Source organism: uncultured Roseibium sp., from assembly GCF_947499295.1.
GTDB lineage: Bacteria > Pseudomonadota > Alphaproteobacteria > Rhizobiales > Stappiaceae > Roseibium.
This window is the reverse complement of sequence record NZ_CANMNP010000005.1, coordinates 64074-89809: the sequence shown is the minus strand read 5'-3', so window position 1 is coordinate 89809 and position 25736 is coordinate 64074. Positions and strand designations below refer to the sequence as shown.

Annotated in this window: 23 protein-coding genes; 10 read left to right on the top strand and 13 right to left on the bottom strand. The window is 55.3% G+C overall.

Annotated features, from left to right (window positions below):
- Positions 1–70: 70 nt before the first annotated feature.
- Positions 71–973 (bottom strand): LysR substrate-binding domain-containing protein, encoded by a 903-nt coding sequence (locus Q0835_RS10330; protein ID WP_298960886.1) that lies wholly within the window; start codon positions 971–973, stop codon positions 71–73.
- 96 nt (positions 974–1069) lie between these two features.
- Between Q0835_RS10330 and Q0835_RS10325 the strand changes: the two genes are divergently transcribed.
- A complete protein-coding gene (locus Q0835_RS10325; protein WP_298960884.1) occupies positions 1070–2077 on the top strand; it encodes a hypothetical protein in 1008 nt (335 codons plus the stop codon).
- A 31-nt stretch (positions 2078–2108) separates the two neighbouring features.
- Here the strand turns inward: Q0835_RS10325 and Q0835_RS10320 are convergent, their stop codons facing one another.
- Positions 2109–3137, bottom strand: a complete 1029-nt coding sequence (locus Q0835_RS10320; RefSeq protein ID WP_298960882.1) for a LacI family DNA-binding transcriptional regulator — start codon at positions 3135–3137, stop codon at positions 2109–2111.
- Positions 3138–3564: 427 nt separating this feature from the next.
- Between Q0835_RS10320 and Q0835_RS10315 the strand changes: the two genes are divergently transcribed.
- Both Q0835_RS10315 and Q0835_RS10310 read left to right on the top strand, forming a co-directional pair.
- Positions 3565–5598 (top strand): PAS-domain containing protein, encoded by a 2034-nt coding sequence (locus Q0835_RS10315; protein ID WP_298960879.1) that lies wholly within the window; start codon positions 3565–3567, stop codon positions 5596–5598.
- Between the two features lie 7 nt (positions 5599–5605).
- Positions 5606–6331: a response regulator transcription factor gene (locus Q0835_RS10310; protein WP_298819738.1), complete on the top strand. Its 726-nt coding sequence runs from the start codon at positions 5606–5608 to the stop codon at positions 6329–6331.
- Positions 6332–6357: 26 nt separating this feature from the next.
- Here the strand turns inward: Q0835_RS10310 and Q0835_RS10305 are convergent, their stop codons facing one another.
- The 4 genes from Q0835_RS10305 to Q0835_RS10290 form a co-directional block, all read right to left on the bottom strand.
- On the bottom strand, positions 6358–6756 hold the full coding sequence (locus Q0835_RS10305; protein ID WP_298960876.1) for a GFA family protein: 399 nt from the start codon (positions 6754–6756) through the stop codon (positions 6358–6360).
- Positions 6757–6897: 141 nt separating this feature from the next.
- Positions 6898–9564, bottom strand: a complete 2667-nt coding sequence (locus Q0835_RS10300; RefSeq protein ID WP_298819736.1) for a TRAP transporter large permease subunit — start codon at positions 9562–9564, stop codon at positions 6898–6900.
- 21 nt (positions 9565–9585) lie between these two features.
- Positions 9586–10620 (bottom strand): TRAP transporter small permease subunit, encoded by a 1035-nt coding sequence (locus Q0835_RS10295; protein WP_298819735.1) that lies wholly within the window; start codon positions 10618–10620, stop codon positions 9586–9588.
- 77 nt (positions 10621–10697) lie between these two features.
- The gene (locus Q0835_RS10290) at positions 10698–11798 is read right to left on the bottom strand and encodes a TRAP transporter substrate-binding protein (protein WP_298819734.1); all 1101 of its coding nucleotides are present in this window, start codon (positions 11796–11798) and stop codon (positions 10698–10700) included.
- Positions 11799–11987: 189 nt separating this feature from the next.
- Between Q0835_RS10290 and Q0835_RS10285 the strand changes: the two genes are divergently transcribed.
- The 3 genes from Q0835_RS10285 (at position 11988) to Q0835_RS10275 (ending at position 14853) form a co-directional block, all read left to right on the top strand.
- Complete coding sequence (locus Q0835_RS10285; protein ID WP_298819733.1) at positions 11988–13349, top strand: cache domain-containing protein; 1362 nt, start codon at positions 11988–11990, stop codon at positions 13347–13349.
- 7 nt (positions 13350–13356) lie between these two features.
- Entirely contained in the window at positions 13357–14025 is a 669-nt protein-coding gene (locus Q0835_RS10280; protein ID WP_298819732.1) for a response regulator transcription factor, read from the top strand.
- Between the two features lie 69 nt (positions 14026–14094).
- The gene (locus tag Q0835_RS10275; protein ID WP_298960874.1) at positions 14095–14853 is read left to right on the top strand and encodes a gamma-glutamyl-gamma-aminobutyrate hydrolase family protein; all 759 of its coding nucleotides are present in this window, start codon (positions 14095–14097) and stop codon (positions 14851–14853) included.
- Positions 14854–14870: 17 nt separating this feature from the next.
- On the opposite strand, the gene Q0835_RS10270 is transcribed toward Q0835_RS10275, so the two are convergent.
- On the bottom strand, positions 14871–16772 hold the full coding sequence (locus Q0835_RS10270; RefSeq protein WP_298960871.1) for a DUF1007 family protein: 1902 nt from the start codon (positions 16770–16772) through the stop codon (positions 14871–14873).
- Positions 16773–17019: 247 nt separating this feature from the next.
- Here Q0835_RS10270 and Q0835_RS10265 point away from each other — a divergent pair, with 247 nt between their 5' ends.
- Positions 17020–18093 (top strand): Glu/Leu/Phe/Val dehydrogenase dimerization domain-containing protein, encoded by a 1074-nt coding sequence (locus Q0835_RS10265; RefSeq protein WP_298960868.1) that lies wholly within the window; start codon positions 17020–17022, stop codon positions 18091–18093.
- Positions 18094–18161: 68 nt separating this feature from the next.
- On the opposite strand, the gene Q0835_RS10260 is transcribed toward Q0835_RS10265, so the two are convergent.
- The 3 genes from Q0835_RS10260 to Q0835_RS10250 all read right to left on the bottom strand — a co-directional run bounded on the left by Q0835_RS10260 (position 18162) and on the right by Q0835_RS10250 (position 20479).
- On the bottom strand, positions 18162–18701 hold the full coding sequence (locus Q0835_RS10260; RefSeq protein WP_298819728.1) for a TetR/AcrR family transcriptional regulator: 540 nt from the start codon (positions 18699–18701) through the stop codon (positions 18162–18164).
- A gap of 195 nt (positions 18702–18896) precedes the next feature.
- Positions 18897–19796, bottom strand: a complete 900-nt coding sequence (locus Q0835_RS10255; RefSeq protein ID WP_298960865.1) for a LysR family transcriptional regulator — start codon at positions 19794–19796, stop codon at positions 18897–18899.
- 143 nt (positions 19797–19939) lie between these two features.
- Positions 19940–20479 carry a CGNR zinc finger domain-containing protein gene (locus tag Q0835_RS10250; protein ID WP_298960860.1) on the bottom strand — a complete coding sequence of 180 codons (540 nt, stop codon included), beginning with the start codon at positions 20477–20479 and terminating at the stop codon, positions 19940–19942.
- Between the two features lie 61 nt (positions 20480–20540).
- Between Q0835_RS10250 and Q0835_RS10245 the strand changes: the two genes are divergently transcribed.
- Together Q0835_RS10245 and Q0835_RS10240 are read left to right on the top strand one after the other, a co-directional pair.
- On the top strand, positions 20541–21263 hold the full coding sequence (locus tag Q0835_RS10245) for an AzlC family ABC transporter permease (protein WP_366142335.1): 723 nt from the start codon (positions 20541–20543) through the stop codon (positions 21261–21263).
- Positions 21253–21561: an AzlD domain-containing protein gene (locus tag Q0835_RS10240; protein ID WP_298960854.1), complete on the top strand. Its 309-nt coding sequence runs from the start codon at positions 21253–21255 to the stop codon at positions 21559–21561. The genes Q0835_RS10245 and Q0835_RS10240 overlap by 11 nt, the downstream gene beginning before the upstream one ends.
- 48 nt (positions 21562–21609) lie before the next feature.
- On the opposite strand, the gene Q0835_RS10235 is transcribed toward Q0835_RS10240, so the two are convergent.
- From Q0835_RS10235 to Q0835_RS10225, 3 genes are read right to left on the bottom strand one after another with little or no spacing between them, the layout of a single operon-like run.
- Positions 21610–22119: a DUF2937 family protein gene (locus Q0835_RS10235; RefSeq protein ID WP_298819723.1), complete on the bottom strand. Its 510-nt coding sequence runs from the start codon at positions 22117–22119 to the stop codon at positions 21610–21612.
- 34 nt (positions 22120–22153) lie between these two features.
- On the bottom strand, positions 22154–23131 hold the full coding sequence (locus Q0835_RS10230; protein WP_298960851.1) for a WD40 repeat domain-containing protein: 978 nt from the start codon (positions 23129–23131) through the stop codon (positions 22154–22156).
- A gap of 12 nt (positions 23132–23143) precedes the next feature.
- Complete coding sequence (locus Q0835_RS10225; protein WP_298960848.1) at positions 23144–24208, bottom strand: GTP-binding protein; 1065 nt, start codon at positions 24206–24208, stop codon at positions 23144–23146.
- A gap of 207 nt (positions 24209–24415) precedes the next feature.
- Between Q0835_RS10225 and Q0835_RS10220 the strand changes: the two genes are divergently transcribed.
- Complete coding sequence (locus tag Q0835_RS10220; RefSeq protein WP_298960846.1) at positions 24416–25597, top strand: pyridoxal phosphate-dependent aminotransferase; 1182 nt, start codon at positions 24416–24418, stop codon at positions 25595–25597.
- Positions 25598–25736 lie beyond the last annotated feature (139 nt).

Sequence of the window (25736 nt, the reverse complement as noted above, 5' to 3'; positions counted from 1 at the left end):
CTATGAATTGCAGCGCGGGAGCTTCACGAAATCGAGCACCGGCTGCTATTCGGTGGTGTCTTGGCCATTACTACGCCAGTTCGTTCTCAAGCCAGTCCAGCAGGCGCTCCGTACCCTTGTGTTCGTCACGTCCAGCGGCGCGATAGACGGAAATTTCGGTGGGCCGCGACACGAATTGAGCGCACGGCCGGATCAATTTGCCTTCACTGATCATGCCTTCGGTTGTCCGCCGCCATCCGAGCGCGATGCCTTGCCCCGCAACGGCGGCCTGAAGCGCAAGGGGATAGCTGTCAAATTCAACGAAACGAGGCTTGTGCGGCATCGATGCACCAACACCTTTGAACCACTCCGGCCAGGTCATCCAGTCCTGTGGGACAACGACATGGGTAAGAAGCGGATAGGTCACAAGCGATGACGGCTCGACAGGCGGTACAGCTTGCTCGGCCAGCGTTGGTGCGCAAACCGGAAAAATTTCGTCAGCAGCCGTGAAAGCCAGGCGGGCAGATCCTGAAGCACGTCCGGACGTCTGGATCGCGACATCGAAAACACCTGATGCATGAGTCAGTGGCTTTTGAGCGCTCACGACCCGCAACTCGATACCCGGATTTTGTTGATGAAACCTGGAGAGGCGCGGCATCAGCCAATAGAAAGCTTCACAAAGCTGGCAATGAAGAACCAGTTCGCCACCCCGGCGGTTGCCGCGCAAGACCGCAATTTCCGCGGCAATTTCCGACAGTGCCGAACCGACAATCTGACCTAGCCTGCGTCCGTCCTCTGTCAGGAAAACGGCCCGGTTTCGACGTTCAAACAACGTTAAACCCAGCTCAGCTTCCAAAAAGGCAATTTGCTTACTGACCGCGGTCTGGGTCAGCCCAAGCTCGTCGGCCGCCAGTGAAAAACTCTCATATCGGGCAGCCGCCTCAAAGGGTCTGAGACGTGAAAGGGGAGGCAAATTGGGCAACGAATTATCCATTCCATTTTCTCATGCAAATCGGAGAAGAACTCCTTTTTATTTCTGGATTTTACATGATTTTTATTCGTTTACGATGTCATCTGGATTCGAAACGCAATGTCTCCTAAACAAGTTGGAATAGTTTTTTGTCTTGCCTTTGTGACCCTTGAAGCATTCCAGGCGGTCTATCTCGGTTCGACATTTCAAAGTGTGAACCCGTTTCTCGTTGGCGCATGGGTTTTTGGTATTTCCGTTTGCGGTTGCACACTTGCGACACTGCTGGTGCGGCCGAACGAAATACTGGCTTCCATTCGTGCGTGGAAAACGGTTGTTGCCCTCAACCTTTTTGCAGCGCTCACATGGACATCCTATTTCGCCGCCGTTCAACTGATCGAACCTGCGGTGGTCTTCACCATTTTTTCCGGGATGGTTCCTCTGGGAACACTCATGGGCGCCAAGTTTGGATTGCCGGAAGCGGCATCTCCCGCGCCGCGGGCAAGCCAGATTGGACATGTGACCATTTTGATCTCACTGCTCCTGCTGGCCGCAATCACCATGCTCGGTTACTCCGGCTTCGTTCGCGGCGGCCTGATCAATGCATTGGCTGGCATAGGCCTGTCGGCCATTTCCGGAGGCTGCACAGCGTTCGTGATCCCCTACTCTGTCCGATTGAACGCCAAAGGGGTTGGGCCTCTTGCACAATTCGGTCTGCGCTTTGTTCTATATGCCCTTATTGCGTTTGCAGCTTTCCAATTCGGCCTAGACGACAAACCTTATGAAACACCGTCAGATGAACTGACATTGATCGTGCTGGTCGGTTTGGCGGTTATCGCCTTCCCGCTCTATCTGGTCCAAAAAGCCGTTCCACTGGTCTCTGCGTCCACTATCGCCGCGATAACAGCGCTCGGACCCGCGATGGTCTTTCTACTGCAGCTCTTTGACGGGCGAACACACTACTCAGCTCTGACCATGACCGGTCTTTCGATCTATATGGCCGGAGCGTTGTTAGCTGTCTTGGGAACGATCATGCCGAAGGCACAGTCAAGAAAATCGGCAAAGGAGTTTCTGGAACCGGCGCCTGCGCACGGCGACCGGGTGAAGAATGCCAAGTTCAGCGGCCCTTGAGGAGCAGCGTGCCAACCCAGCTTCCGTTCGGTTACCCAATCTCCACCGAACTTTTACGCACTTCCAGCCATGGCTCAAGCAAGGCACTGCCTTCATCGGGCCGCCCGCCCTGAAGCAAGGTGAGCAAAAGCTTGGCAGCCCGCTCGCCAATGGCGCGCCGGGGTTGATGAACCGTCGTCAACGGCGGCACGAAATGCGCGGCGATATCGATGTCGTCATAACCGACTACCGAGACGTCTTCCGGAACGCGCACGCCTGCAGCACTGAGCGCCGAAATGAAGCCGAATGCTGTGCGGTCACTGGCACAGAAAACCGCGGTTGGCTTGTCCTCCAACGCCAGCCAGGCGGTAGCGGCCAGTGTTCCGACTTCCAGCGTGTAGTCACCTTCAAAAACCCAATTTGCTGCCGGGTCGAGACCAGCGCCTGTGAGGGTGGCTTTGAAGCCGTCGAACCTGTCACAACCCGGTTTGTGCGTGAGCAGACCCGTGACATGCCCGATCTTCTTATGTCCGAGTTCAAGCAAATGCGACACGGCCAGTTCTGCGCCGAGCAGATTGTCCACCACCGCGATCGGCACGGCGGGATCGTCGCTCCACTCGCCGGCGGTGACGATAGGCGGCAGTTTGGGATTGGCCGCGCGAATGCCCGCTATCGAAAAGTGCCCGTCCATAATGACGATCCCGTCGCAATTGTTGCGGCTGAAAAAATCGCTGAGATTTGACCGTGACATGGACGGCTTGCGCGTGTCCGCAATCAAAACCTTCAACCCTTTTTCCGCGCAGACGGTCTCTATCCCTTGAAGGATGTTCGAAAAATGAGAATTGCCGATGTCGGGAACAAGAGCGACAATGGCTCCGGTATCGCGCCGGCGCAGGTTGCGGGCAGCATGGTTTAGAACATAGCCGGTTTGCTCGATCGCCAGTGCCACCTTTTTGCGGGTTTCGACCGAGACACGATCCGGCATCGACAGCGCGCGGCTCACCGTCGCCGAGGAGACCTTGGCGGCACGCGCAACATCCTGGACCGTGGGATTTGTCTTCTTGAGGTCGGGTTTCGTCATTCTGTTCTTTTGGCCGATGGCAATCTGAATTCATGGCCATTCTTCAAAATTCGACCTGAAATGCAATGTCTGCCAAGACCCCAAAAGGCTTGTTCAGTGACTTTCCGCCCTGTGAAATTGCCAAAGCTTGCCTCAACTACAATCCCAATCAAGTTGGACCTTGTCGCTGTTGTCGAAACCGGAACGCTAATCGGTGCGCTGCGAACTCGAAATGGAGCTCAAAAATCCCGCCACGGCGGTCAAAGGTCTGCGGCCTTTCCTCAAACTTTCAGAACAGCCCTTCACGAATATCCAGCAAGGTAACCGACGGGTGCAGCGCAGAAGAGCGACATGGCATTGAGCCGGAGTGACATGGCAAGAGCAATGAGGAAGTTGCTGAATTGGGCAAATTCTGCAGCAGTTTGCACTCGAGTTGCAGAGGACCTCTGTGCTCAAGGCTCACCTTTCGGACTACGTTTCTTCAGTTCAGTCTCCAAAGTTTTTGAACTATTCTCACGGCATGGAGGAGACACAACAGCTGAGGGCTCAGATCGACCTGCTTCAGGCAGCGCTCGATCACATCAGTCAGGGGTTCACGGTGTTCGACAATGAGCTGCGGCTCGTTGCGTGGAACCGCGGGCTGTACGACATGCTCGACATGCCAAGGGCGATCGTCAAACGCGGTTCTCATCTGGAGGCATTCATTCGCGTCAATGCCGAGCGCGGCGAATATGGCGAAGGTGACATTGAAGGCAAGATCGCCCGAAGGATCGAGCGGGCCAAGCTGTTTGAACCACATTATTTTGAAAGGGTTCGTCCGAACGGACAAATCATCGCTGTCTCTGGGACACCGCTGCCACAGGGTGGTTTCGTCACAATCTATTCTGATGTTACCGAGGAACGGCAACGGCAGGAAAAGCTGGAACGTACGGTTCAGGAACGCACGCGCGCGCTGCAACAGAGCGAAGACTGGCTGCGTCTCGTCACCGACAACATTCCTGCGCTGATCGCTTATATCGCGCCTGGACCGGTGTTCCGGTTTGCCAATCGCCGATATGCCGACTGGTTTGGACATTCCGTCGTCTCGATCGCCGGACGACCGGCACCTGAAGTTGTCGGCGAAGATCTCTTTTCTGAACTCGAACCGCACATCAATCACGCGTTCGAGGGCAACGCGGTTTCATATGAATACCAGCGCAAGCGCCATGACGGATCCACAGCCTATATGCGTTCCACGCTTATCCCGGACATGACCCAGGACGGCCGCACGCTTGGCATTTTCGTGTTGTCTCTGGATGCGACCGACCAGAAACAGGCGGAAGCAGCTCTTGTCCAGTCGCAACGCATGGATGCGGTGGGCAAACTGACCGGTGGCCTTGCGCATGACTTCAACAATCTGCTCGCCATTTTGATGGGCAATCTGTTGAGCCTCAGCCGGATGGAGGAACCCGTTTCCAAGCTTGCATTGGACAGCAAGGTCGCGCCCATGCGCGAGGCGACGAAAAGGGGATCGGACCTTATTCAACGCCTACTGGCATTCAGCAGAGGCGAAGCAATCGATCCCCAAACCGTGCCCTTGGCCCAGGTTCTGATCAATGTTAGCGGACTACTGGAAGGGTCCTTGCCGTCAGCAATCAAGCTCGAAACCGATATACAGGACCCGCGCATAGCCGCCCGTATAGACCCCACCCAGATGGAAACGGCCCTTATCAATCTGGCGTTCAATGCACGTGACGCGATGCCAGAAGGAGGCACACTGCGCATTGCTCTTACCGAGACGCGCCTCAACAAGCGAGAGGCAGACGATCTTGGTGTTCAAAAGGGACGCTTTGCGGAAATCCGTGTGGAAGATACCGGCACGGGCATGGATGAAGACACCCAGCTGAAACTGTTTGAACCTTTCTTTACCACCAAGAATTTCGGCACTGGAAGTGGGCTTGGTTTGTCCATGGTCTATGGTTTCATCAGGCAATCGGGCGGGGCTATCAGTGTCAGCAGTGCACTTGGAGCCGGCACCTGCTTTACGCTTTATCTGCCTTTCATTCGGCTGGCAAAGCACGATGGCCCGCTTGGCGGCGAAGCTGAGGCAAGTGACTTCAAGCAGGGCGAAGGCGAATTGCTGCTGTTGGTCGAGGACGATCCCGATGTTGCCACAGCTGTCACCGATCAATTGCAAAATCTTGGCTACAGCGTGCTGCTGGCGGAAAGTGCCGAGGATGCGCGCTCACTCGCTCTCGACCTTCCCGAAATTCGAGGCGTCTTGAGCGACATTGTCATGCCCGGACAAATCAACGGTCTGGCACTGGCCCGTGAAATTCGCCAAAAACGAACGGACCTCGGCATTGCGCTCATGTCGGGCTACGCGGACTGGTCCTCACTTTCAGGCCATGGCCAACAATGTGAATTCCCGGTCTTGGCGAAACCGTTTGCAGATGATCAACTTGCAGACACGCTGCAGCAGATTCTTTCACCCAAGAGGTAGGCTTCCTTTGCAGACACACTCGGTTCAAAGCGCCAAACGCTCGGTCTTCATCGTCGATGATGAACCGGAGATCGGCAATCTGCTGCTCGACGCTATGCTTCAGTTTGAAATGGAAGGCAGGGTCTTTTCGACTGCGGCCCAGATGCTTTCAGCCCTTCAGCAGCAAACTCCGGACGCCTGCATTGTGGATCTGGGACTTCCAGACATGGAAGGTATGGCGCTCATCAACGAAATCAGGCGCCAGTCTTCGGTCCCGATCATTGTCCTGTCGGCGCGCGGTCATTCGACAGATCGCGTTCTGGGACTGGAATTGGGAGCCGACGACTACGTGGTCAAACCCTTCGATCCGCGCGAGGTGGTTGCAAGGATCAGATCCATCCTGCGGCGCAGTTCTGATCAGGCTCAATCCGATTTAAAGGTCCAGATCGCCCGGTTTGACAACTGGGCGTATCAGCCGGCGTCGCACTGTCTGACATCTCCTGAGGGTGAAGAAACTTTCCTTTCGACTGGCGAGGCCACCTTGCTGGAGGCCTTGTTGCGCGCTCCAAAGCGCGTTTTGACGCGCGACTATCTGCTAGAGCATGGCGGGCGGGATGAAAGCCTGGATCGGTCCATTGACGTGCGGGTCTCGCGTCTCAGAAAAAAACTGACGCGAAAGGGCGAAGCTGAAGTCATCAGAACCGTTTATGGATCAGGCTATATGTTCGCAAGCGGTGTGAACTGGACGGGCTGAAAGCCGGTAAAGATCCAAGGCACGCCTCAGCTCTTGCGAAACTTTTCCCTGAACTCGGCAGCCGTCAGGTGCCTGGTGTCGTTTGAAAACGCATAATTTCCGGGTTTCTCATCAATGAAGAATTCAGCCTTGAATGGCAGATCCGATTGATCGTCAAAAAGACCAATCGGGATACCATGCAGCCCGCTGCCTATCGGGTGAAAGAAAAGGTTCGATCCGCATGTCTCGCAAAATCCACGCTCAAAACCTTCGCTGGATGCATACCGTTTAACGGGCCCTTGGAACTCGGCCTTTTGGCAGGGAACGGAAAGGAACGGACCGCCGACCCATTTGCGGCATGAGGAACAATGGCAAGCCTGAAAGCGCGGCATCGCTTCTGCCGTGAAGGTTACCTCGCCGCAAAGGCAATGTCCTGTTCGCCCCATGTCGCTCTCCTCCACTGATGAACTCAACGCGTAGTATGGCTTTGAGGCCTTGGCGCCAGGCTCAATCTATTTAACCGAAGGGCCAAAGAAAAGAGCGGGAGGATTGCTCCTCCCGCTCTTTCATCACGTGTGAACCGGTGATCAGAAACTCAGGGAAATGTCCCTGTGATCGGACAGACAAGCTGCTACGTCCAGCGCCATGTCGTTCGGCAACCGGCTTTGCTGACGCAAACCGATATTGTTGACGATCGCCGCGTCATACTCGGCAATCTGCGGCAGGATTTCACTTGCCGCTTTCTGGCGCCAGGCAAGGTCAGCGTCGAGTGCCGCCAGAGATTTGTTGATCTCTTCTACGGCTGCCTCCGCATTCGGCTCACGGCTCCGCATGATCTTGCGAGCTTCGGTCAGGCCCTCGCGGATATCGCTTGTGCCTTCTGCGGAACCAACTTTTGACCGCATGGCTGCAATCGCTTCCACTGCCGCATCCGGTTCAAGCTGGGGAACTTCCTGCTTCAGCGCTTCCAACTCAGGTTTGAAAGCGGCAACTGCTTCGGCATCCGCCAGGATTGCGTTCAGCTCCAGCATCGGTTCATAGGCTTGGTCGACTGTTCTGCGATAGGTTAGCCGGGCAGTATTTTCCGCCTTCTGGATCTGGGAGAACTCGCCATAGACGTCTTCCCAGGTCTCGGGGATCTCGGCCAACAGAGCGTCATGCTCTTCCTGTAGCGCCTTGATACGCGCCTGTGCGCGTTCGCCCTGTTCAGGCGAATAGACACCACCCTCGCCGGACCTGTCGACAATAACCTGCAGCTCTTCGATGCGTTCGTCGATCCGGCGCGCATCGCGCTCCAGCGCCCGGACCTGTATGTGCATCGGTCTATAGTCGCCGGAGGCCAAAGCCACCTGACTTTCGGCATCCTTGATGGCTTGCATCAAGGGAATAGCTTCTTTTGCTTTCGCAAAACCCTCGGAGAGGTCTTCTTGCAGATCCTCCGGAAGGTAGCTCATGTCGATGCTTTCCGCATTCTGGATCGCGGTCAGGATCGAACTGCCGTTTTGCTGGAAGTCCTCGTTAACAAGGCGCTCCATGCAATATTGCAGACGCGGGTTCTTGGGTGGCGGTGCGGTTTCCGACAGGAGCGTCGACCGGTTCGGCAGATAGTTCACCAGCTGCGGGTAAAGGCCGACAATACCAAGCGCCAGCAATTGCAGGCAGATGAAGGCAATCACGCCCTTGTACATGTCCAGCGTCTTGACCACTGCAGGTGCAACACCGCGCAAGTAAAACAGCGCAAATCCGAACGGCGGTGTCAGGAACGAGGTCTGGATGTTGAGACCGATCATCACACCGAGCCAGACGGCGGTCACATTTGCCGACGGATCTGCAAGCAGAATCGGTGCCACGATCGGCACGACCACCACGGCAATCTCAATGAAGTCCAGGAAGAAGCCCAGAATGAAGATCACGAGCATGACGATCAGGAACTGGGCCCAGAACCCTCCAGGCAAACCCTGCAGAAAGTCCTTGACCAGCTCTTCGCCGCCAAAGGCCCGGAAGGCCGATGTGAGCATCGCAGCGCCGAGCAGGATGATGAACACCAGTGACGTCGTCTTGGCGGTTTCCACCATGACACCACGCAAGGTGTTTTCAAGCTGCAGCGTGCGCCAGCCGGACCAGAAAATGGCAATTAAGAGCAGTGAGACTGCTATGAGCGCAAGCACCAGGCCAAGCACATCCTGACTGGACGTTATCAGTTTGATATTCACCGCGCCTATGAAGCTGATCACCATGGCCAACCCGAGCAGGGCAATTACCGCAAGGATAGCCGGCGAATAGGCGCCTTTTTTGCCTTCGCGGAGACGGTAGCCGGCCATGATCATCGCGCCGACGGCACCAATGGCACCAGCCTGGTTCACTGTGGCGATGCCTGCGATGATGGAGCCGAGCACTAGGAAGATCAAAGCGAGGGGTGGCACCAGGGTGATGACCACTTTGCCTGCGAACTTTCGCGTGAACGTTCCTTCCTCATGGACGGCCGGTGCAGCCTTTGGATTAAGCAGGGCGAAGCCGAGAATGAACAGCATATAGAGGCCGACCAGAACAAGGCCTGGCAGAAACGCTCCGAGGAACATTTCACCGGCGCTGGTCGAAACCACGGAAAAATCCGACGGCATGGAGAGCTCGCCGGTGCTGTCTTTATAAAGTGCCTGACGCAGCGACCCGGCCTGATCCACTGCACTTGCCAACTGGTCGGCAAGAATGATGAGAACGATGGAGGGAGGGATAATCTGGCCAAGCGTACCTGACGCGGCGATCGTACCGGTTGCCAGGGGAACCGAATAATTGTTGCGCAGCATCGCCGGAAGCGAGATCAGGCCCATGGCGACAACGGTTGCGCCGACGATACCTGTCGTCGCCGCCAGTAGTGCACCCACGAACACCACCGAAATGCCGAGACCGCCGGGAACAGGTCCGAACAGCCGCGCCATGGTCACAAGCAGATCTTCGGCGATCTTCGAGCGCTGAAGCATGATGCCCATGAAGACAAAGAGCGGAATGGCAATCAGCGTATCTCGTTCCGCTTCCCAATAGATGCCTCGGAAGTTTGTGACCCCTGCGCTGAGCCACTGTCCGGCACCACCATGGGCGAAATAGGCCGCAGGATCACCGGCGAACAGGTAACCCGATCCTGCAGCGATACCGATGGTAAGAATGGCCGAGCCCGGAAGGGCAAAGGCGACCGGAAAGCCGGACCCCAAGGCGAACGCCATCAGGACGACAAGAAGGAAGAGGAAGAAAAGTTCCATATCAAGTGGTCTCGTCAGGCTCTATTGAACAGAATGGCTGTCATGATCCCGGCCGCCGGGTTCGCCACGAATGTCGGCGACAGCGTCCAGGAAATAGGACACGAACTGGACCATCATGGTCACGGCAAAGACACCGAGGAAGCCCGCCATGAGATACTTCACGTAAAGGCCAAATCCGGCCTGGGTCACTTCGTAACTCAAGATCGGACTGTTGATGATGTTTTGCTTGCCGCCCATTCCAATGACCAGGATCACTGTACAAAGGCTCATGCCCAGGACCACGGACCCGACAGCATTGACATATCCTTTGGTCTTCGCGGCCATGCCCGCGTAGAAGACGTCGACCCGCACATGACCTTCCTCCAGAAGCGTATAGGCGCTGGCGAACAGGAACAGTGCTGCGTACCAGAAGCGCACGAGGTCAGCCAAGAAGGCCTGTTCGTAAGAGAAAACGAAACGGCCAATCACGATCATGAGCTCAGCACCGACAACCAGCAGTGCCAACCAGGTAAAACCGAGAGTTCTGGTGAAAGCAGCAATCACCACGGATGCGGCGATCAGCGGCATATGAACATATGCGCCCCGGAAGCGCGACTTGCCGAGATCTTCCGCCAGCTGGTCGCCAACCACACCCGCGAGCAGACCTTCCACACGCAAAAATGAAATAGCAGCGTCAACAAGACCCACAATCAGCACGGCAAAAAACGCGGCCCGGATCAAGTAGGCATTGATCTGGCTGATCCGCGCGCTGTCTTCGCGCAGCGTTGTGTTTGATCGCAATACGTAGGAGATGCTCCAAAGAGCGAGTGCTGCGTAGATGGCCAGCTGCAGCCAGGACCAGAGGATCGGCATCGATCCGTTTGCCTTCCCGCCGAATATGGGGGAAATCCCGGGCAGGTTCTGCCAATACGTGAGGTAGTTGTTGATCAGAAACGCTGCCATGATTGCAAGCACGACCCACCCGATCAGGCGGTAAATGCGAGCGTTACCGGACGAATGTGAACCGTCGGAATTTATGGCAGACGAGCCGTCTTGAACTCCGTCCAAGGCCGTCATCGTGGCTTTGCCTTTTTTAGTCTTGTCAATGCGAAGAGGGACGGGATTTCTCCCGCCCCTTTAGCCCCGAACCTTGTTTAGGACGGAATGCCCAGAACGCGGTTACGCTTGTTGGAATAAGCAACGTCGGAGATCGCCATCCAGCTGCCGATTTCCTGGCGCGCATTGACAACGCTTTCGAAGATCTTCTTGGACTCTGGAGAATGATCCATAGCCTCTTCGAGAACTTCCTGCGCGGCTTCACCGAACGCATCGTAGATCTCGTCATTGAACTCTCTCAGCTCAACGCCGTGCTCTTCGATCAAGCGCTTCAGATAAACACCGTTGTTGGCGTTTGTTTCCGCCATGGTGTTGGCGTTTTCTTCCGCACAGGCGGCTGTAATGATGGCCTGGTCGGTCTTGGAAAGTCCGTCGAACCAGTCCTTGTTGCAGCCCATGGCCAACATTGCACCCGGCTCATGCATGCCCGGGAAGTAGTAGTACTTGGCCGCTTCGTAGAACTTCATGAAGTAGTCGTTGAATGGACCAACCCACTCGGTCGCGTCAATCGCACCGGAAACAAGGTTTTCGTAGATCTGGCCGCCCGGCAAAGATACCGGAGATGCGCCGAGTTTCGCCAGAACGTCACCGCCCTGACCCGGAATACGCATCTTCAGACCTTTCAGGTCGTCTGCAGTTTCGATTTCCTTGTTGAACCAGCCACCCATCTGAACGCCGGTGTTACCGCAAGCAAAGTTCTTCAAACCGAAGCCTGCTGCCAGCTCATCCCAGAGCTCCTGGCCGCCACCGAACTTAATCCAGGCGTCCATTTCGGTGACAGTAAGTCCGAACGGTACAGCAGTGAATGCTGCCCAGCCCGGATGCTTGCCTTTCCAGTAGTAGTCGGCGGCGATGTAGGCCTGCGCGTTACCGGAAGCAACTTCGTCGAAGGAGTCAAACGCGCCAACGCGCTCGCCAGCAGCAAAATACTGAACGTTGATACGGCCTTCGGTCAGCTCGGCGATACGGGCGGCAAGGCGCTGCGCCGGAATACCCAGCCCAGGGAAATCCCGTGGCCACGTGGACACGATCACCATGTCGGTGGTGCCCTGCGCAATCGCCGGAGCAGCAAGAGCGGAGCCAGCAGCAATACCGCCAGCGCCCAGGCCAGCCTTTTTGATAAACGAACGACGATCCATTAGTTTCCTCCCTAAACGGACCCGATTTCAGATCGGAACACACACTTGCACCGATCTCGACGTATGTCTAGTTGACGGAGTGACCGCAAATCTATTCGTGGTTCTGCGCAACTTCTCAGTAGTTCTACCGAGATGTGCGCAAGAGATGGCAAGAGCAAAGAGTATTGGTGCAACAAGAGGGCGAATTTAGTGACATTTAAGACCAAATTGCTGCTCATCACCATTTTACCGCTGATCGCGGTTTCGATGCTGATCGGAGGCGCGACGTACTATCAGTCGCTTGAGCTCATCAATGCCGAAACCCAGTCCGTCGAACAACGTATTCTCGCCGCCAAACGGCAGGAAATTCGCAACTATGTCAGCCTGGCGCTGACGTCCATCGAACAGATTTACAGGGACGAGCCGGACGGCCGCGAGGCAGCCCAGGCCGAAGTGAAGGAAATCCTGCAAAACCTTACCTTCGACTATGATGGATACTTTTTTGTCTATCAGCTGGACGGCACCAATGTGGTTCATCCGAAACTGCCGCATCTTGTCGGGGGCAACTGGTGGGACCTGCAGGACAACAACGGCGACTACGTGATCCGCAACCTCATTGGCGCGGCCAAGGAAGGGGGCGGATTTCATCAGTATGTCTGGCACAAGCCTTCAACCGGGTCGGTGGAAGAAAAGCTCGGCTACGCGATCCTGCTCAGCAAATGGGACTGGATGCTTGGCACCGGCCTCTACACCGACGACATTGCACGAGAAGTTGCTGCAATCCGGACGGAGTTCGCTCTCAGCATCAGGCAGACCCTGTTTGTCATTTTCATGATTACGCTCGCAGCCATCGTGATTGCTGGCTCATTGATTGCTGGCGTGCGGTTCTCCGAACAACGGTTTGCGGACAGCAAATTGAAGGAACTGACCAACCGGATTTTCCAGGTTCAGGAACAGGAGCGCAAACGGGTTTCAACGGAGCTGCATGACAGCATCTCACAATTGCTGGTCTCCGTGCGCTATGGCGTTGAAATGATCCATAGCGAAGCGAACAGGGACCCGGATCTTCAAGTCCAGGCAGCCAAGTGCCTGAAGACGCTCGACGGCACGATTGCCGAAGTTCGGAGGATTTCCCGCGACCTCCGGCCAAGCGTCCTTGACGACATGGGACTTGCTGCAGCTCTCGGCAGTTTGGGCAAGGAATTTCAAAATCAGTCCGGTATTACCGTAAATGTGACCGCAGAGCAGTGTCACAGCCGATTGTCGGAAGGTGCCAAAACCGCCCTTTATCGCGTGGTCCAGGAATGCATGACGAATGTGGCGCGGCACTCCCAGGCAAATGAGGTCAGCATCAGCCTGAAGGTCGGATTGCAGTCGCTCGTCCTTTCCGTCGAAGACAATGGTGTCGGCCTGCCCCGTCCGTTGCCGAAATCGGGTGGGCTTGGCTTCCGAAACATGCGCGAACGGATCGAGACCTATGGCGGCAGCCTTTCCTTGAGCCGGCGTTCTTCCGGCGGCACCCGGATCAAGGTTCAGATGCCGCTCGACAATTCGGCAGCAAAGGCGGCATGATACCAAAATGACGATGCATCCACCGCCGCCACAAGCCACAACCAAACCCATCCGGGTCTTGCTGGCTGACGACCACGAACTGGTCAGGGACGGCATTCGGGCCCGTCTCCAGAAAGTTCCGGAACTCGAAGTCGTGGGCGAAGCAAAAAACGGCCGCGAGGCGCTGGCGCTCGCACAGGAACTTCGACCTGACGTCTTACTCATGGACGTTTCAATGCCGATCATGAACGGCCTTGAAGCGGCTATGCAGATCCGCAAGACAATGCCCGGCGTCGCCGTGTTGATGCTGTCGATATACGACAACCCGGAATATGTGCGCGGTGTCGTGCAGGCCGGTGCGCGCGGCTATATTTTGAAAGACATCTCCGCAACTGAAATGATCACTGCGATCACGAGTGTCGCTACCGGAGGGTATTACTTTTCATCTGCAGTCGGACCAACGCTCGTCGGAGCTGGCACATCAGCACCCGTTGAAGACCCTTACGGGCTGACAGACCGGGAAAGGCAAGTCCTGACTGCCGTGGCAAAGGGCCAGCCGAACAAGGAAGTTGCCAAGGAACTTGGCATCAGTGTGCGTACCGTTGAATCACACAGGTTGAACCTGCGTGAAAAAGTCGGCAACAAGAACGCGGCCCAACTTTACAAAGTCGCACAGGATCTGGGATTGCTGGACTGAACCAATCTCCGTTACATCTGGCTCCGATACCGCTCTCAAGACCATTGCCTCCTTCTTACGGAATTCGACATGACAAAACCCCTCGTCCTGGTCACTGCTGACGTGAAATCCATAGACGGCTTCAATTGGCACGCCGTCATCTCGACTTATCTGCATGCAATCCTTAAAGGCTCGGATGCGATCCCGATGATCCTGCCGTCCCTGGGCGTCGAACTGGACCTGGATGCAGCCCTTGATCAGGTTGACGGTGTTGTTGCGACGGGTGCGCGGTCCAATGTCAATCCTCAGCTCTATGGCGACGTTCCGACCGAAGAGAACGGACCATACGATCCGGATCGGGACGCCACCACTTTGCCTCTTCTTAAAAGAGCTATTGAACGCGGCATTCCCGTTTTTGCGATTTGCAGAGGGATGCAAGAACTCAATGTCGCACTAGGCGGCACGTTGCACACCGAGATTCAGGCCATGACCGGGCGGCGGGACCACCGCGCACCACAGTCGGACAATCAGGATGAACGCTTTCGTATCGCGCATCCGATCGAGGTCGCACCCGGCGGCTGTTTGGAAAAAGTGCTGGGTGCAGAACCTATTGAAGTCAATTCACTCCACCGGCAGGCTGTCGGCGATCTTGGCAATGGCCTTACGATTGAAGCGCATGCTGAAGATGGAACAATTGAAGCTGTCTCGGTAAAGGACAGCCCAGGCTACGTCCTCGCCACACAGTGGCATCCCGAATATTGGGTCACCACAGATGGTCCTTCCAGAAAACTGTTTGCAGCATTTGGCGATGCGGCCAGAGCCTTCAGGGAAAAAAGGCTGGCGTTGTAAGAAATGAGCGGTTGCCGCTAGCCCCAGCCAACAGAAGCAATCAACAGTGTCAGCCCGAGCAGGAACACAATCGCTGCGCCCAAAATCTCGATCGACCTGTGAATGCCGATCGACATCGGGCTGCCTTCACCGAAAAGCTTGACGGCAAGCTCCTTGGCACCGACAGCAAGACCGGCCAGCAGCGAAACAGTAATGCCTGTGCCGACGGCCATGGCCAGCGTGGATGCCACACCGGCAACGATCATGCCTTGAGAAAGGGCAAACACAAGAACAACAAGCGCGCCTGTGCAGGGTCGCAATCCGACAGCAAGGATGATCGAGGCTGCGCGTGCCATTGTTATCTTGCCCTCCACCATGTCAGGTGTCGGCGCGTGCGCATGGCCACAGGTGGAACAGACCCCATCAGCTCCGAGCTCGTGATGGTGATCATGGTGATGGTGGCCATGATGGTGATGACCGCTTGCTCCGGCGAAAGCCAGTTCTCCGCCCGAGGACCGTGAGGCAACCATGGCGGCAAACGGGCGCACCGCTTTCTGCCAGAGCAACCACGCACCAAGCACGGTAATCAGTACATAGGATCCGATTTCAAACCATCGGGCAGTATCCTGGATGGCAATGCTTGTCAGGTTGAACAAGACTGCGATACCGCCAACCAGAACAATCGCTGTCACAGCCTGAGCAAACGCTGAAGCGAAGGACAGAATAATACCCTTACGCAACGTTTCGTTGTTGGCGACGACATAAGAGGTAATGATGGCCTTGCCGTGCCCGGGTCCGGCCGCATGGAACACACCATACGCAAAGGACAGGCCGATCAACAACCACATGGCGTTCGGGTTGTTCCTGAACGACCGGAGGCTCGACACAAGCGCCTGATAGAATTCCTTCTGCTTGACGGCAATCGTCCCGAATACACGATCAAGGATACCGGGCTGGATGACGATGGCATCGGAACCGTCAATGACAGTGACGACGGACTGGGCGGAATCGACAACTTCTGCCGCTCTCGTTTCCGTTGCATCGGCTTGCTGCTGTGCAGCTTGCGAAACATCGTCCACGGCACCAGATGCGGTGTCCGTTGGTATCTCGTCGCCGGCGCCTTCATTCGCGCTGACGGCTGCAGCAGCCACAGCACTGCAATTGACAATCATCTGATTGATCTGAGATGCCGCCGCCGATTGCAATTCCGGTGGCAGATCGCGCTGATCGGGACCGATTTGTGCAAGTGCATATGCGGTCGCGTCGTCGAGAGGTGGCGGTTCCTTGCGTGTGACCTGACAAGTCCCTGGCGGGTTTACGGTTCCAACAGCCCCATCTTCACTACCGAACCGGAAGTCGACATAGTAGGTTGGATCGTAGACATCGAGAGTGATGACATTGCCTGCATCGCTCGGGTCTTTTAGCGGCAACGTGAAATGCAGCTCCAACAGCTGAACGTCTTCAGGGGCAGTACCGCCATTCATACGGACGTCTTCCTGAATGGCTTCAAAGTCTTCAGGCTTCATTGTCCAATAGTCTGCAAGCGGAACCGTCGCCACTTCCAGCCAGTATTCGGTCGGCGTGTCGAAATCCAGTTCGACCCGAGTATTGTCACCAAATGTGAAGTAGCCGAAGTCGGCCATGCTTTCGATGTTGACCTGGGCAAGCTCGGCAAGCTCTTCGCGTGAATAGACACCGTCTCCGTTCGTATCGAAACCCTGGATAGCGAATGCGGAGAATGCATCGTCAAATCGGAAGATGTGATTGACGGCAACGGCTTGGCCGTTTTCGTCAAAAACCAGTTTCGACCGGGCTTCGACAAAAACATGAGGGTGTGCCGCAACAACAACAACCGACAGCATCAATGCAAATAGGCACATCAAGATCCGGCCGCCAGCGGCTTGAAGGGCCGAAATTGGGTTCAAGTTGAGAAGATGCAACGGCCTCATCCAAAAGATCGAATGTTATATGTTTACATTGCTTGCGCACTCATTGGCCAGAGAAGACGGCAGGAAGATGGCAAATCAGCTGCTGCGATGCAAAATCTCTTTGGAACAATTTTCACAGATTTTATCAAATGATGGAATGTTTCTCCTAAATACGACTGCAATTTGAGGAGAAGAAAGACAATTTACCTCTATTTCCGCCTAAAATATTCACAATGACAACAACCTTACAGAGCCAACAATGAATGCCTTGCACACATCTGTTCACCACAGCGCTGTTTTCGATCATCCGGAAATGGGAGAACATGAGAACATTGTTTTCGTTCAGGACAAGGAAACGGGCCTGAATGCCATCATTGCGGTTCACGACACCACGTTAGGTCCCGCACTCGGCGGTTGCCGTGTCTGGCCCTATGCCAATCCCGCCGATGCGTTGACCGACGCACTTCGCTTGTCGCGCGGCATGACATACAAGAACGCGCTCGCCGGACTTGATCTTGGCGGTGGCAAGGCCGTGATCATAGCAGACCCGCGAAAACACAAGTCGGTGGAACTGATGGAAGCCTTCGGACTGCATGTGGAGCGACTGTCGGGCACCTATGTCACTGCGGAAGATGTCGGTGTATCGCCTGAGGATATGGAAGCTGTGGCAAGGTTTACCCAGCACGTGCGCGGTACCAGTGCCACAGGTCTTGGGGATCCTTCCCCTTATACGGCACTCGGAGTGTTTCAGGGCATCAAGGCATCGGCCCGGCATGTTTTTGGCAATGATGACTTGAATGGCAGATCCGTTTCGGTGCAGGGCCTTGGCCATGTCGGATTTGATGTTGCCCGGCAGCTGCACGAAGCAGGCGCAAGCCTTATCGTCTCAGACATTCATGCCCCTGCGGTGCTCAAGGCTATCGACACTCTCGGTGCGACGGCGGTAGATCCCGCAGAGGCTCACGCAGCAAATGTGGATATTTTCGCCCCTTGCGCGCTCGGTGCCGGCCTCAACGCCCGAACCATCCCGCAGATCAAGGCTAAAGTCGTTGCGGGTGCCGCCAACAATCAGCTTCAAACCCCTGCCGATGGCATCGCCCTCAAAAAGCGCGGCATTCTTTATGCGCCAGACTACGCAATCAACGCCGGAGGCGTGATCTCCATTGCATTGGCATCACCTGGCGATGGCGACCGAATGGTTCGTGAAAAGACTATCGAGATTGGTGACACGCTGACTGCCATCTTCAAGCGCGCGGAAAGTGAAAACTCCACGCCTGAACAGATTGCCGACACCATGGCGGAAGAACGGCTTGCGAAAGCGAAATTTAATTAAATCATTGAGATCGAAGACAAAAAACGGCGGCCTTCACCGCCGTTTTATATTATCCGCGTCGCTTGAAATCAGGAGTATTTGCGCGCGTTCGAGGTCTTGAACATCTGTCGAACAAGGGTTTTTGCATCTTCAACCGCTTGTTCTCCCATTTCTGCGTAGCAGGCAGTTACCCCTTCGTGCAGCAAATAGAGTGTGGACGCAAATTCCTGCTGGCCGCTCAACTCGCCGAAGAACTTCACCAATTCTCCCTTGTGGCGTTTCACCGTCGCTTCGATATCCGTGCTGTCAGGGTTGGCAGCAAGCGCCTGGCGGAAGAAACACTCCTTGCCGTTTGTCATGCGCATCCAGCCACCAAGCTTGTCGAACAATTGTTCCGCAGCCTCCAGGCCGGGTTGCGACACGCCCTCATGAACATATTTGAGGTATCGACGATGACGGTGTTCCAGAGCACCGAGGATCATTGCTTCCCGGGACGGGAAATGCCGATAGAGCGTCCTCATGCTGACACCAACGCCAGCACGCAATTCAGGCACACTTGGCTCTGCGAAACCACGGCTCCAAAACACCTGTTCCAGGCCAGCTGCAATTTGTTCCTGTGCTTCGTTCATTGTTTGAGTGTGGTGCGTATACATTAGATTTGCAAGACAAAGCTTCGAACAAATCCAATTAGTACGCCTAAACTTAAGAATTGAAGGTGAACTATCTCAAAAATCTCCAAATAAGTATGTACTTAATATTTCAATCAGGCAGTTCCAAATGCACTTAACTGAGGCGAATCTCTGACATGTTCGGAATGTGCAGCCCTATGCCTTTGCGGCACCGGATGAGAACCAGTCGACCAGAAAATCGACAAACGCACGCACTTTGGCGCTGAGGTGCCTTCTGTGCGGGTAGACCGCATGAATGCCCCTCATTGGCTCTTCGTAGTCTTCCAGAAGGGTCACAAGCCGCCCTGCTTCGAGATCCTCTGCTACAAAGAACTGGGGCGTTCTGAGGAACCCCAAATGGCACAGAGCCGCCTCACGCGCAGCTGCAGCACTGTTCACTTCCAAGGGTCCTTTCACCGATACAGAAAGCCGTTCGCCATCGTTTTGAAAGGCCCAATTCTGTTTGTAGCGATAGTTCGTATCGATGATGCATGGGCGGCTTGTCAGGTCGGCGGGAACGCGGGGAGCACCATGGGCCTCGATGATCTTGGGGCTTGCGCACACGACCGTTCTGAAAGGTGCGATTTTCCGCGCGATCAGGCTTGAGTCTTCCAGTTGTGAGACCCTTACGGCAAGATCGAAACCTTCTTCCACCAGATCGACGAATCTGTCTTCCAAGCGCAGATCCAGGTTGATTTCCGGATACTGCTTCAGAAATTGCATCATCGCGCGGTTCAGACTGTCGTCACCCATCGACCGTGGTGCAGACACCCTGAGCCGGCCACGAACCTCCTGATGTGACGACTGGACGGATGCTTGCAGATCGTCGATCCGTTGTAGAATTTCGATGGCTTCCTTGTAGTAGGCTTCACCCACTTCCGTGAGGGATACCTGGCGGGTGGTTCGGTTCAGCAACCGAACACCGAGCTCATCTTCCAGTTCACCAACATATTTGGATACCAGTGCCTTGGATCGCCCCATTTCTCGGGCCGCTGCGGAAAATCCCTTGGAATCTACAACTTGAATGAAACATCGCATCCGGGTGATTGCATCCATCCGGTTTTCCTTCTGCTCAGGCAATACTCAGATGAAATGCTTACAGTTTGCGTAGCTGCCGGTCAAAACCGCCCTTGGTCCAATAGGCCGCACCGGTTGTCCTGCTCGCCGGTTTTAGTAACCGCGTGCTCGGCAACCTCTTCCTAGAGCCCCTGCATCCGCGCCGGAACCTGATTTTTCTTGCGCGCATAATGGCGCGCCGCTTTTGCCCGGTTCCCACAGCTTTCCATGCTGCACCAGGTCCGCCTTCCGTTTTTTGTTTCGTCTATAAACAACCAGCCGCAATTTTCGCCCGGGCACATTTTGATGCGGTCATGTTCCCTGGCATCGGCCAGGAGTGAGATCGCTGAGGCGGCGAGCAAGGCTCTGAACGGCTGGCGTTTTGTGATGGAGCCATTTGAAGCATCTTCAAAACAGAATGTCTGAACGGCGTTCAAACTGCTGGGGCTGGCGCCAAACAGGATGATCTGCCGAAGCGAGGCCCGATAGCTGATGAGGTCCGTCAAACAGTCGGAAAGCTTCAAGTCCAGTTTGACGGCCTTAAGCCAAAGAGTGAGGTCAGCTGAGGAGTGCAGTTTTTCGTGCGCAATTTTTCCGTCGGCCGTCCAATCGGCCGTATTGACGAAATCAAGCGCGAGCCTGCCGCCGATCAATCGAACGGGATGTCCTGTCGAGTAACACATGCATAAATTCTAACCATTGTTCTGGTTGACACTCAATCGGAAGTTTTGTCTAACCAGTAAAATGGTTAGAAAATCTGATCGCAATGGAGTTCAACCGATTACCACCCTGACCCGGGAAGGCGTCTTTCGTGGTATGCACAGGTTGCTTCCAGTATGCATTTTTGTAATCCCGTTTGGCATTGCCTTTGGCATCGCGGCGACCGAAAGTGGTCTAAGCCCTTTTCAAGTGACCATGATGAGCGTCTTTGCCTACACGGCAACTGCGCAATTCGCGGCACTGGAATTCCTGCAAGACCCGATCGCCTTCTTTTCGCTTGGCCTCGTTGCGCTCGCTCTCAGCGGCAGACACATCATCATGGGCGCTGCTTTGTCGAAATGGATCAACCAACTACCTGTTGGTCGACGTATATTAACGCTCGCTTTCTTGAGCGACGCCAATTTTGCGGATTCCCAAAGAGCACTCCATCGCGGAGAAACCGATCTCGGGCCGTTGTTGGGTGGTGGCCTGATGTTGTGGGTCTTTTGGGTCGGCAGCACAGCCGCAGGCGCTTATGGCGGTGACCTGCTGGGCAACACGGAAGCCTACGGGTTCGGGGTTGTGATGCTGTGCTTCTTTGCAGCGACAGTTTTTGGGATGGTGCGCAGTTCTGTCTCGATGGCAATACCCGTCGCTTCTGCCATGGCAACCTCCGCACTGACATATTCTCTTCTGCCGACGGGTTGGAACATCATACTCGGAGCTGTGGTTGGCGGCATGACTGCGGTTTTCAGCCATGATGGATGACTGGTCCTATGCCCTTGTCGTGCTGATTCTGGCTGCCGCTGCCTTCGCCACACGCATTGCAGGGGCCGTTCTGATGTCGTTTGTGACCCTCACCCCGAAAACGGAACGATTTTTGGAGGGGCTTTCCGTGTCGGTGATCGCAGCGCTTGTTGCTTCAAACCTTGTCACCGCGGATTTCAGGACGATGACGGCAACCTTGCTTGCCGTGGCTGTTATGGCGCTGTCACAGAGCGTGATCTGGGCTATGTTCGCAGGGATGACGGCAGCTGCTGCCTTTCCTTTTGTGTTCACGCCCTAGGGAAATCTGGACAGGCAACTGCAGCAATTAAATGTCTAGGGTTCGCCCCTAGACGCGTCCATCGGAAACCGTCCTCCGGCGGCGCCCAAGGCGAAGGATGCCGGCAAGGACCCGAAGCACAAGAAAGCCAATGAGAGCACCGACACCGGCACTCGCAAACCCTGCGGTCGTAACGGGTACGGCCGGCTCATAGTCTTCTGCCGTTGCCTGGGCGAGCTGAGGATCAAAGCCACGCGAAAAAATCACCAGCCGCTCAAGCGGCCCCGCATTTTGCAGGTCAGCTTCCTGCTCTTTGAGCCTGCTCAAACGTATCTCTGCATTGAGCATGCTGTCGCCTCGTGCACGCACGAAGGGGTCTTCAGACGACTGTTGACGCGCAATCGCTTCAGCAGAGGTCAATCCGTGCGCGGACGCATCCCGATTGAAATCTGCAAGGATCTCTTCCAGCGCATCGATCGCGCCGCCAAGACGCTGACGGTACTGCTGCGAGAATTCAGGCAATTGTGAAGTGGCTGTTCCGCTCATCACCATGACAAACAGCATGAAGACACGCATCATTTTGGCCACTCCCGCTCTAGGCGCACTTGTTCATTTAATCCTGCAAAGAAATCAGCCCGGCTTCGGCCTCCTCGGTTCCAAAGGCCAGTCTTGTGCCATCCTTGTCCCAGTCCATGGTGGAAATGGGGCCTTTTCCGGGCCGTCGCAACTGAACTTCGGCATTGTCCGCAAACCGGCACATCATAATCATGCCGTCCTGATAACCGACCGCGACGACATCTTCTTTCGGGTGGCACGCAACAGCGCTAACAAACGTTTCGTTGCGCGCCCCCAATTGCAGGGGCGTCTGCCCCATCGGACCGGTCTTTCCGAAGAAGGGCCAAAGGATTGCAGCATTGGCGCCGGATGTTGCAAGATACTTGCCCTTGACCGACCAGCTGAAGGATTTAACTTTTGCAGGATAACCGGTCATGCGCATATCTTGCGCGTCCGACAGCCGCCAACCGTGAAGTGCGTTTTCCTGCATCGCCGTAACCAGGTATTTGCCGTCGGGCGAAAAGCTGATGCCGAGATGCGCGCCCTTCCAACTGAGGTCTACTGGATCTCCGTCGGTTCCCGCCCACCACATGGTCGCGCCGTCATAACGGGAAACGGCAAGCCGCGTTCCTTTCGGCGCAAACGCGAGGCCGCCGACGGCGCGCTCGTGCGCAAACTCTTTTTCACGGCCATCAGCGAGGCGGACCCAGGCTGTGCGCCCGCTTGCATAGGCGACGGCACCGGAAGGTCCTGTAGCGATGAGATCAATCCACTTTCGAGCCCGTTCTGCGACCAAAGCAGGCGCACCATCCGATCCGAACTGATAGATGCACCCGTCGTCACCAGAAGTAACCAACGCGCTGCCATCCATGCTCGGCACCGCAGCCAGCAATCCGGCCTTGTGTGGCCTGAGCCTGGTCTCGCCTCGGCCTGAAAACAGAACCTCGCCTTCACCGGATGCAAAATAGGCGCTGTCTTTCAGGAAACCGGCACGAACGGCAAAACCGTCGATCTCCACGGGAGCTATGGTAGGCAAGGTCCAGAATCCTTATTGAGCGGCGCAGGCGGCAAAGCTGTCTTTAAGCACATCCCAATTGAGGTCGCGGCCAATGAAGACTAACCGGCTCTCACGCGGCTCGCTTTCCTTCCAGTCACGCTGGTGATCACCTTCCACAATCATGTGCACACCCTGGATGACATACCGTTGCGGATCGTCCTTGAAGGCAATAATGCCCTTCATGCGCAGGATGTTCGGCCCCTGTACCTGTGTCACCTGATTGATCCATGGGAAAAACATATCGGGATTGAGGTCACCGGCTTTGAGCGAAATACTCTTCACCGAGTGGGTGTCTTCGTGATGATGGTGGCCGTGGGAGTGATCGTGACCATGACCGTCGTGATGGTCATGATCGTGATCGCAGTCCGGGCCGCACTCTTCGGAGTGGTGACCATGAGCAAGAAAATGAGGGTCGAGCGACAGGATCCTGTCGAGATCAAAAGCTCCCCGATCCAGGACCTTCGCAATTTCGACACCGCAACGCTCGCTCCGGTGTAACACGGCATATGGATTGATCGACCGGATCCGGGCTTCGACATTGGCCAATTCTTCAGAACTGACCAGATCCGTCTTGTTGATCAGGATGACATCCGCGAAAGCCACCTGGTCTTCGGCTTCTTCAGTATCTTCTAACCGCTGAAGCACATGCCTTGCATCGACAACGGCAACGACCGCATCGAGACGCGCGGCGGCCCGGACATCATCATCCATGAAAAAAGTCTGGGCGACTGGAGCGGGATCGGCAACTCCCGTCGTTTCAACAATGATCGCATCAAACGCATTTTTGCGTTTCATAAGGTTCTGCACAGTCCGGATCAGGTCGCCGCGAACCGTGCAGCAGATGCATCCGTTGTTCATTTCGAAGATTTCTTCGTCAGACTCCACCAGGAGATCGTTGTCAATCCCGACTTCCCCGAACTCGTTCACGATCACCGCATACCGCTGGCCGTGATTTTCAGTAAGAATCCGGTTCAAAAGAGTGGTTTTTCCGGCTCCGAGATACCCTGTTAATACGGTAACAGGGATCTGTGCAGAAGCGTCCTGTGTCGCAGTCATTGCGCAACTTCCTGGAATGAAGAGTGATGAATAAGCCCGCAAAGCAGGCGTCCTGGGCGCGAATATAAGCACATACTTGGCCCAATGGGAGAGCCAGCCCGAAATTTCCGCCACTCACCCGAACCGATTCACCCTCATGCCGCCTTTCCAAGGATTTACAGGAGGCACTACCTTTGCTCGAAAGACAGATTGAAACGGGAGATCCCGATGCTGAAAACGATTGCCGGCTTTGACCGGATTGGCGAAGAAAATGCTTTCGCCGTGCTGGCACGCGCAACCGAGTTGGCCAGTCAGGGCCGAGACATCATCAACCTGGGCATCGGACAACCTGACTTCAAAACGCCTGCCCACATAGTCGAGGCTGCCATCAAGGCGCTTCAGGACGGACATCATGGATATACGCCTGCGACCGGGATCGCTCCGCTCAGAGAAGCCGTTTCGGCTGACCTTTTGAAGCGTCATGGAGCCGAGACTGACCCTGGTCATGTCCTGATCGTGCCCGGCGGCAAGGTGACTATGTATATGGCGATTCTGATGTTCGGCGAAACCGGCACGGAGATCCTTTATCCGGACCCCGGTTTTCCGATCTATCGCTCAATGATCGAATTCACCGGTGCACGCCCAGTTCCGGTGCCAATTCGAGAGGAGAATGACTTTGCTTTTTCAGCCGAAGAAACGCTGTCTCTGATCACAGACAAGACACGCTTGCTAATCTTGAATTCGCCGGCAAATCCGACAGGTGGCGTAACACCGCGATCTGAGATCGAAAAACTGGTCCGCGGCCTGGAAAAACACCCGAATGTTGCTGTTCTGTCCGACGAGATCTATTCCCAAATGACCTATGATGGCATGGAACATGTTTCGTTGTTGCAGTTCCCGTCGTTGCGTGATCGGCTGATCCTGCTTGACGGCTGGTCGAAAACCTATGCCATGACAGGTTGGCGTATCGGCTTCTCGCTCTGGCCGGAACAGCTGATCGACAAGGCACGTAAACTTGCGGTCAACGCCTGGTCGTGTGTCAATGCGCCGACCCAATACGCCGCTTTGTCAGCACTTGAGGGCCCGCAAGACGCCGTCAACGACATGGTTGCCCAGTTTGACGCGCGAAGGTCGGTGATCGTCGAGGGGTTGAATGCAATTGAAGGCATTTCATGCCGGACCCCGCTCGGGGCCTTTTACGCATACCCGAATATTCAGGGAACCGGCTGGAAGGCGAAAGAGCTTGCATCTGCACTTCTCGAGGACGTTGGTGTCGCCACAATTGGAGGACCGGACTTTGGAGTACTTGGTGAAGGATATGTCCGATTGTCCTACGCAAATTCGACTGAAAACATCAAAATCGCGCTTGAGCGGATCAAACACTATGTAGAAAACAACTCAAAATCTTAGTTGATTGCGTAATCACAAAGACTCACTCGCACTTGCATTTAGAAATCTCTGAATAACTGCGGTATTTTCCTTTACGTAGTCTATTTCTTAAACTTTTATCCCCTTGATAGCGTCGAACCCGAGGTATTCGCGTGGAACG

Excerpts from the sequence above, each read along its gene's own strand:
- Q0835_RS10330 (WP_298960886.1), bottom strand. The coding sequence starts at position 973 with ATGGATAATTCGTTGCCCAATTTGCCTCCCCTTTCACGTCTCAGACCC.
- Q0835_RS10325 (WP_298960884.1), top strand. The coding sequence starts at position 1,070 with ATGTCTCCTAAACAAGTTGGAATAGTTTTTTGTCTTGCCTTTGTGACC.
- Q0835_RS10320 (WP_298960882.1), bottom strand. The coding sequence starts at position 3,137 with ATGACGAAACCCGACCTCAAGAAGACAAATCCCACGGTCCAGGATGTT.
- Q0835_RS10305 (WP_298960876.1), bottom strand. The coding sequence starts at position 6,756 with ATGGGGCGAACAGGACATTGCCTTTGCGGCGAGGTAACCTTCACGGCA.
- Q0835_RS10300 (WP_298819736.1), bottom strand. The coding sequence starts at position 9,564 with ATGGAACTTTTCTTCCTCTTCCTTCTTGTCGTCCTGATGGCGTTCGCC.
- Q0835_RS10295 (WP_298819735.1), bottom strand. The coding sequence starts at position 10,620 with ATGACGGCCTTGGACGGAGTTCAAGACGGCTCGTCTGCCATAAATTCC.
- Q0835_RS10290 (WP_298819734.1), bottom strand. The coding sequence starts at position 11,798 with ATGGATCGTCGTTCGTTTATCAAAAAGGCTGGCCTGGGCGCTGGCGGT.
- Q0835_RS10280 (WP_298819732.1), top strand. The coding sequence starts at position 13,357 with ATGACGATGCATCCACCGCCGCCACAAGCCACAACCAAACCCATCCGG.
- Q0835_RS10275 (WP_298960874.1), top strand. The coding sequence starts at position 14,095 with ATGACAAAACCCCTCGTCCTGGTCACTGCTGACGTGAAATCCATAGAC.
- Q0835_RS10265 (WP_298960868.1), top strand. The coding sequence starts at position 17,020 with ATGAATGCCTTGCACACATCTGTTCACCACAGCGCTGTTTTCGATCAT.
- Q0835_RS10260 (WP_298819728.1), bottom strand. The coding sequence starts at position 18,701 with ATGAACGAAGCACAGGAACAAATTGCAGCTGGCCTGGAACAGGTGTTT.
- Q0835_RS10255 (WP_298960865.1), bottom strand. The coding sequence starts at position 19,796 with ATGGATGCAATCACCCGGATGCGATGTTTCATTCAAGTTGTAGATTCC.
- Q0835_RS10250 (WP_298960860.1), bottom strand. The coding sequence starts at position 20,479 with ATGTGTTACTCGACAGGACATCCCGTTCGATTGATCGGCGGCAGGCTC.
- Q0835_RS10245 (WP_366142335.1), top strand. The coding sequence starts at position 20,541 with ATGGTTAGAAAATCTGATCGCAATGGAGTTCAACCGATTACCACCCTG.
- Q0835_RS10240 (WP_298960854.1), top strand. The coding sequence starts at position 21,253 with ATGATGGATGACTGGTCCTATGCCCTTGTCGTGCTGATTCTGGCTGCC.
- Q0835_RS10235 (WP_298819723.1), bottom strand. The coding sequence starts at position 22,119 with ATGATGCGTGTCTTCATGCTGTTTGTCATGGTGATGAGCGGAACAGCC.
- Q0835_RS10225 (WP_298960848.1), bottom strand. The coding sequence starts at position 24,208 with ATGACTGCGACACAGGACGCTTCTGCACAGATCCCTGTTACCGTATTA.
- Q0835_RS10220 (WP_298960846.1), top strand. The coding sequence starts at position 24,416 with ATGCTGAAAACGATTGCCGGCTTTGACCGGATTGGCGAAGAAAATGCT.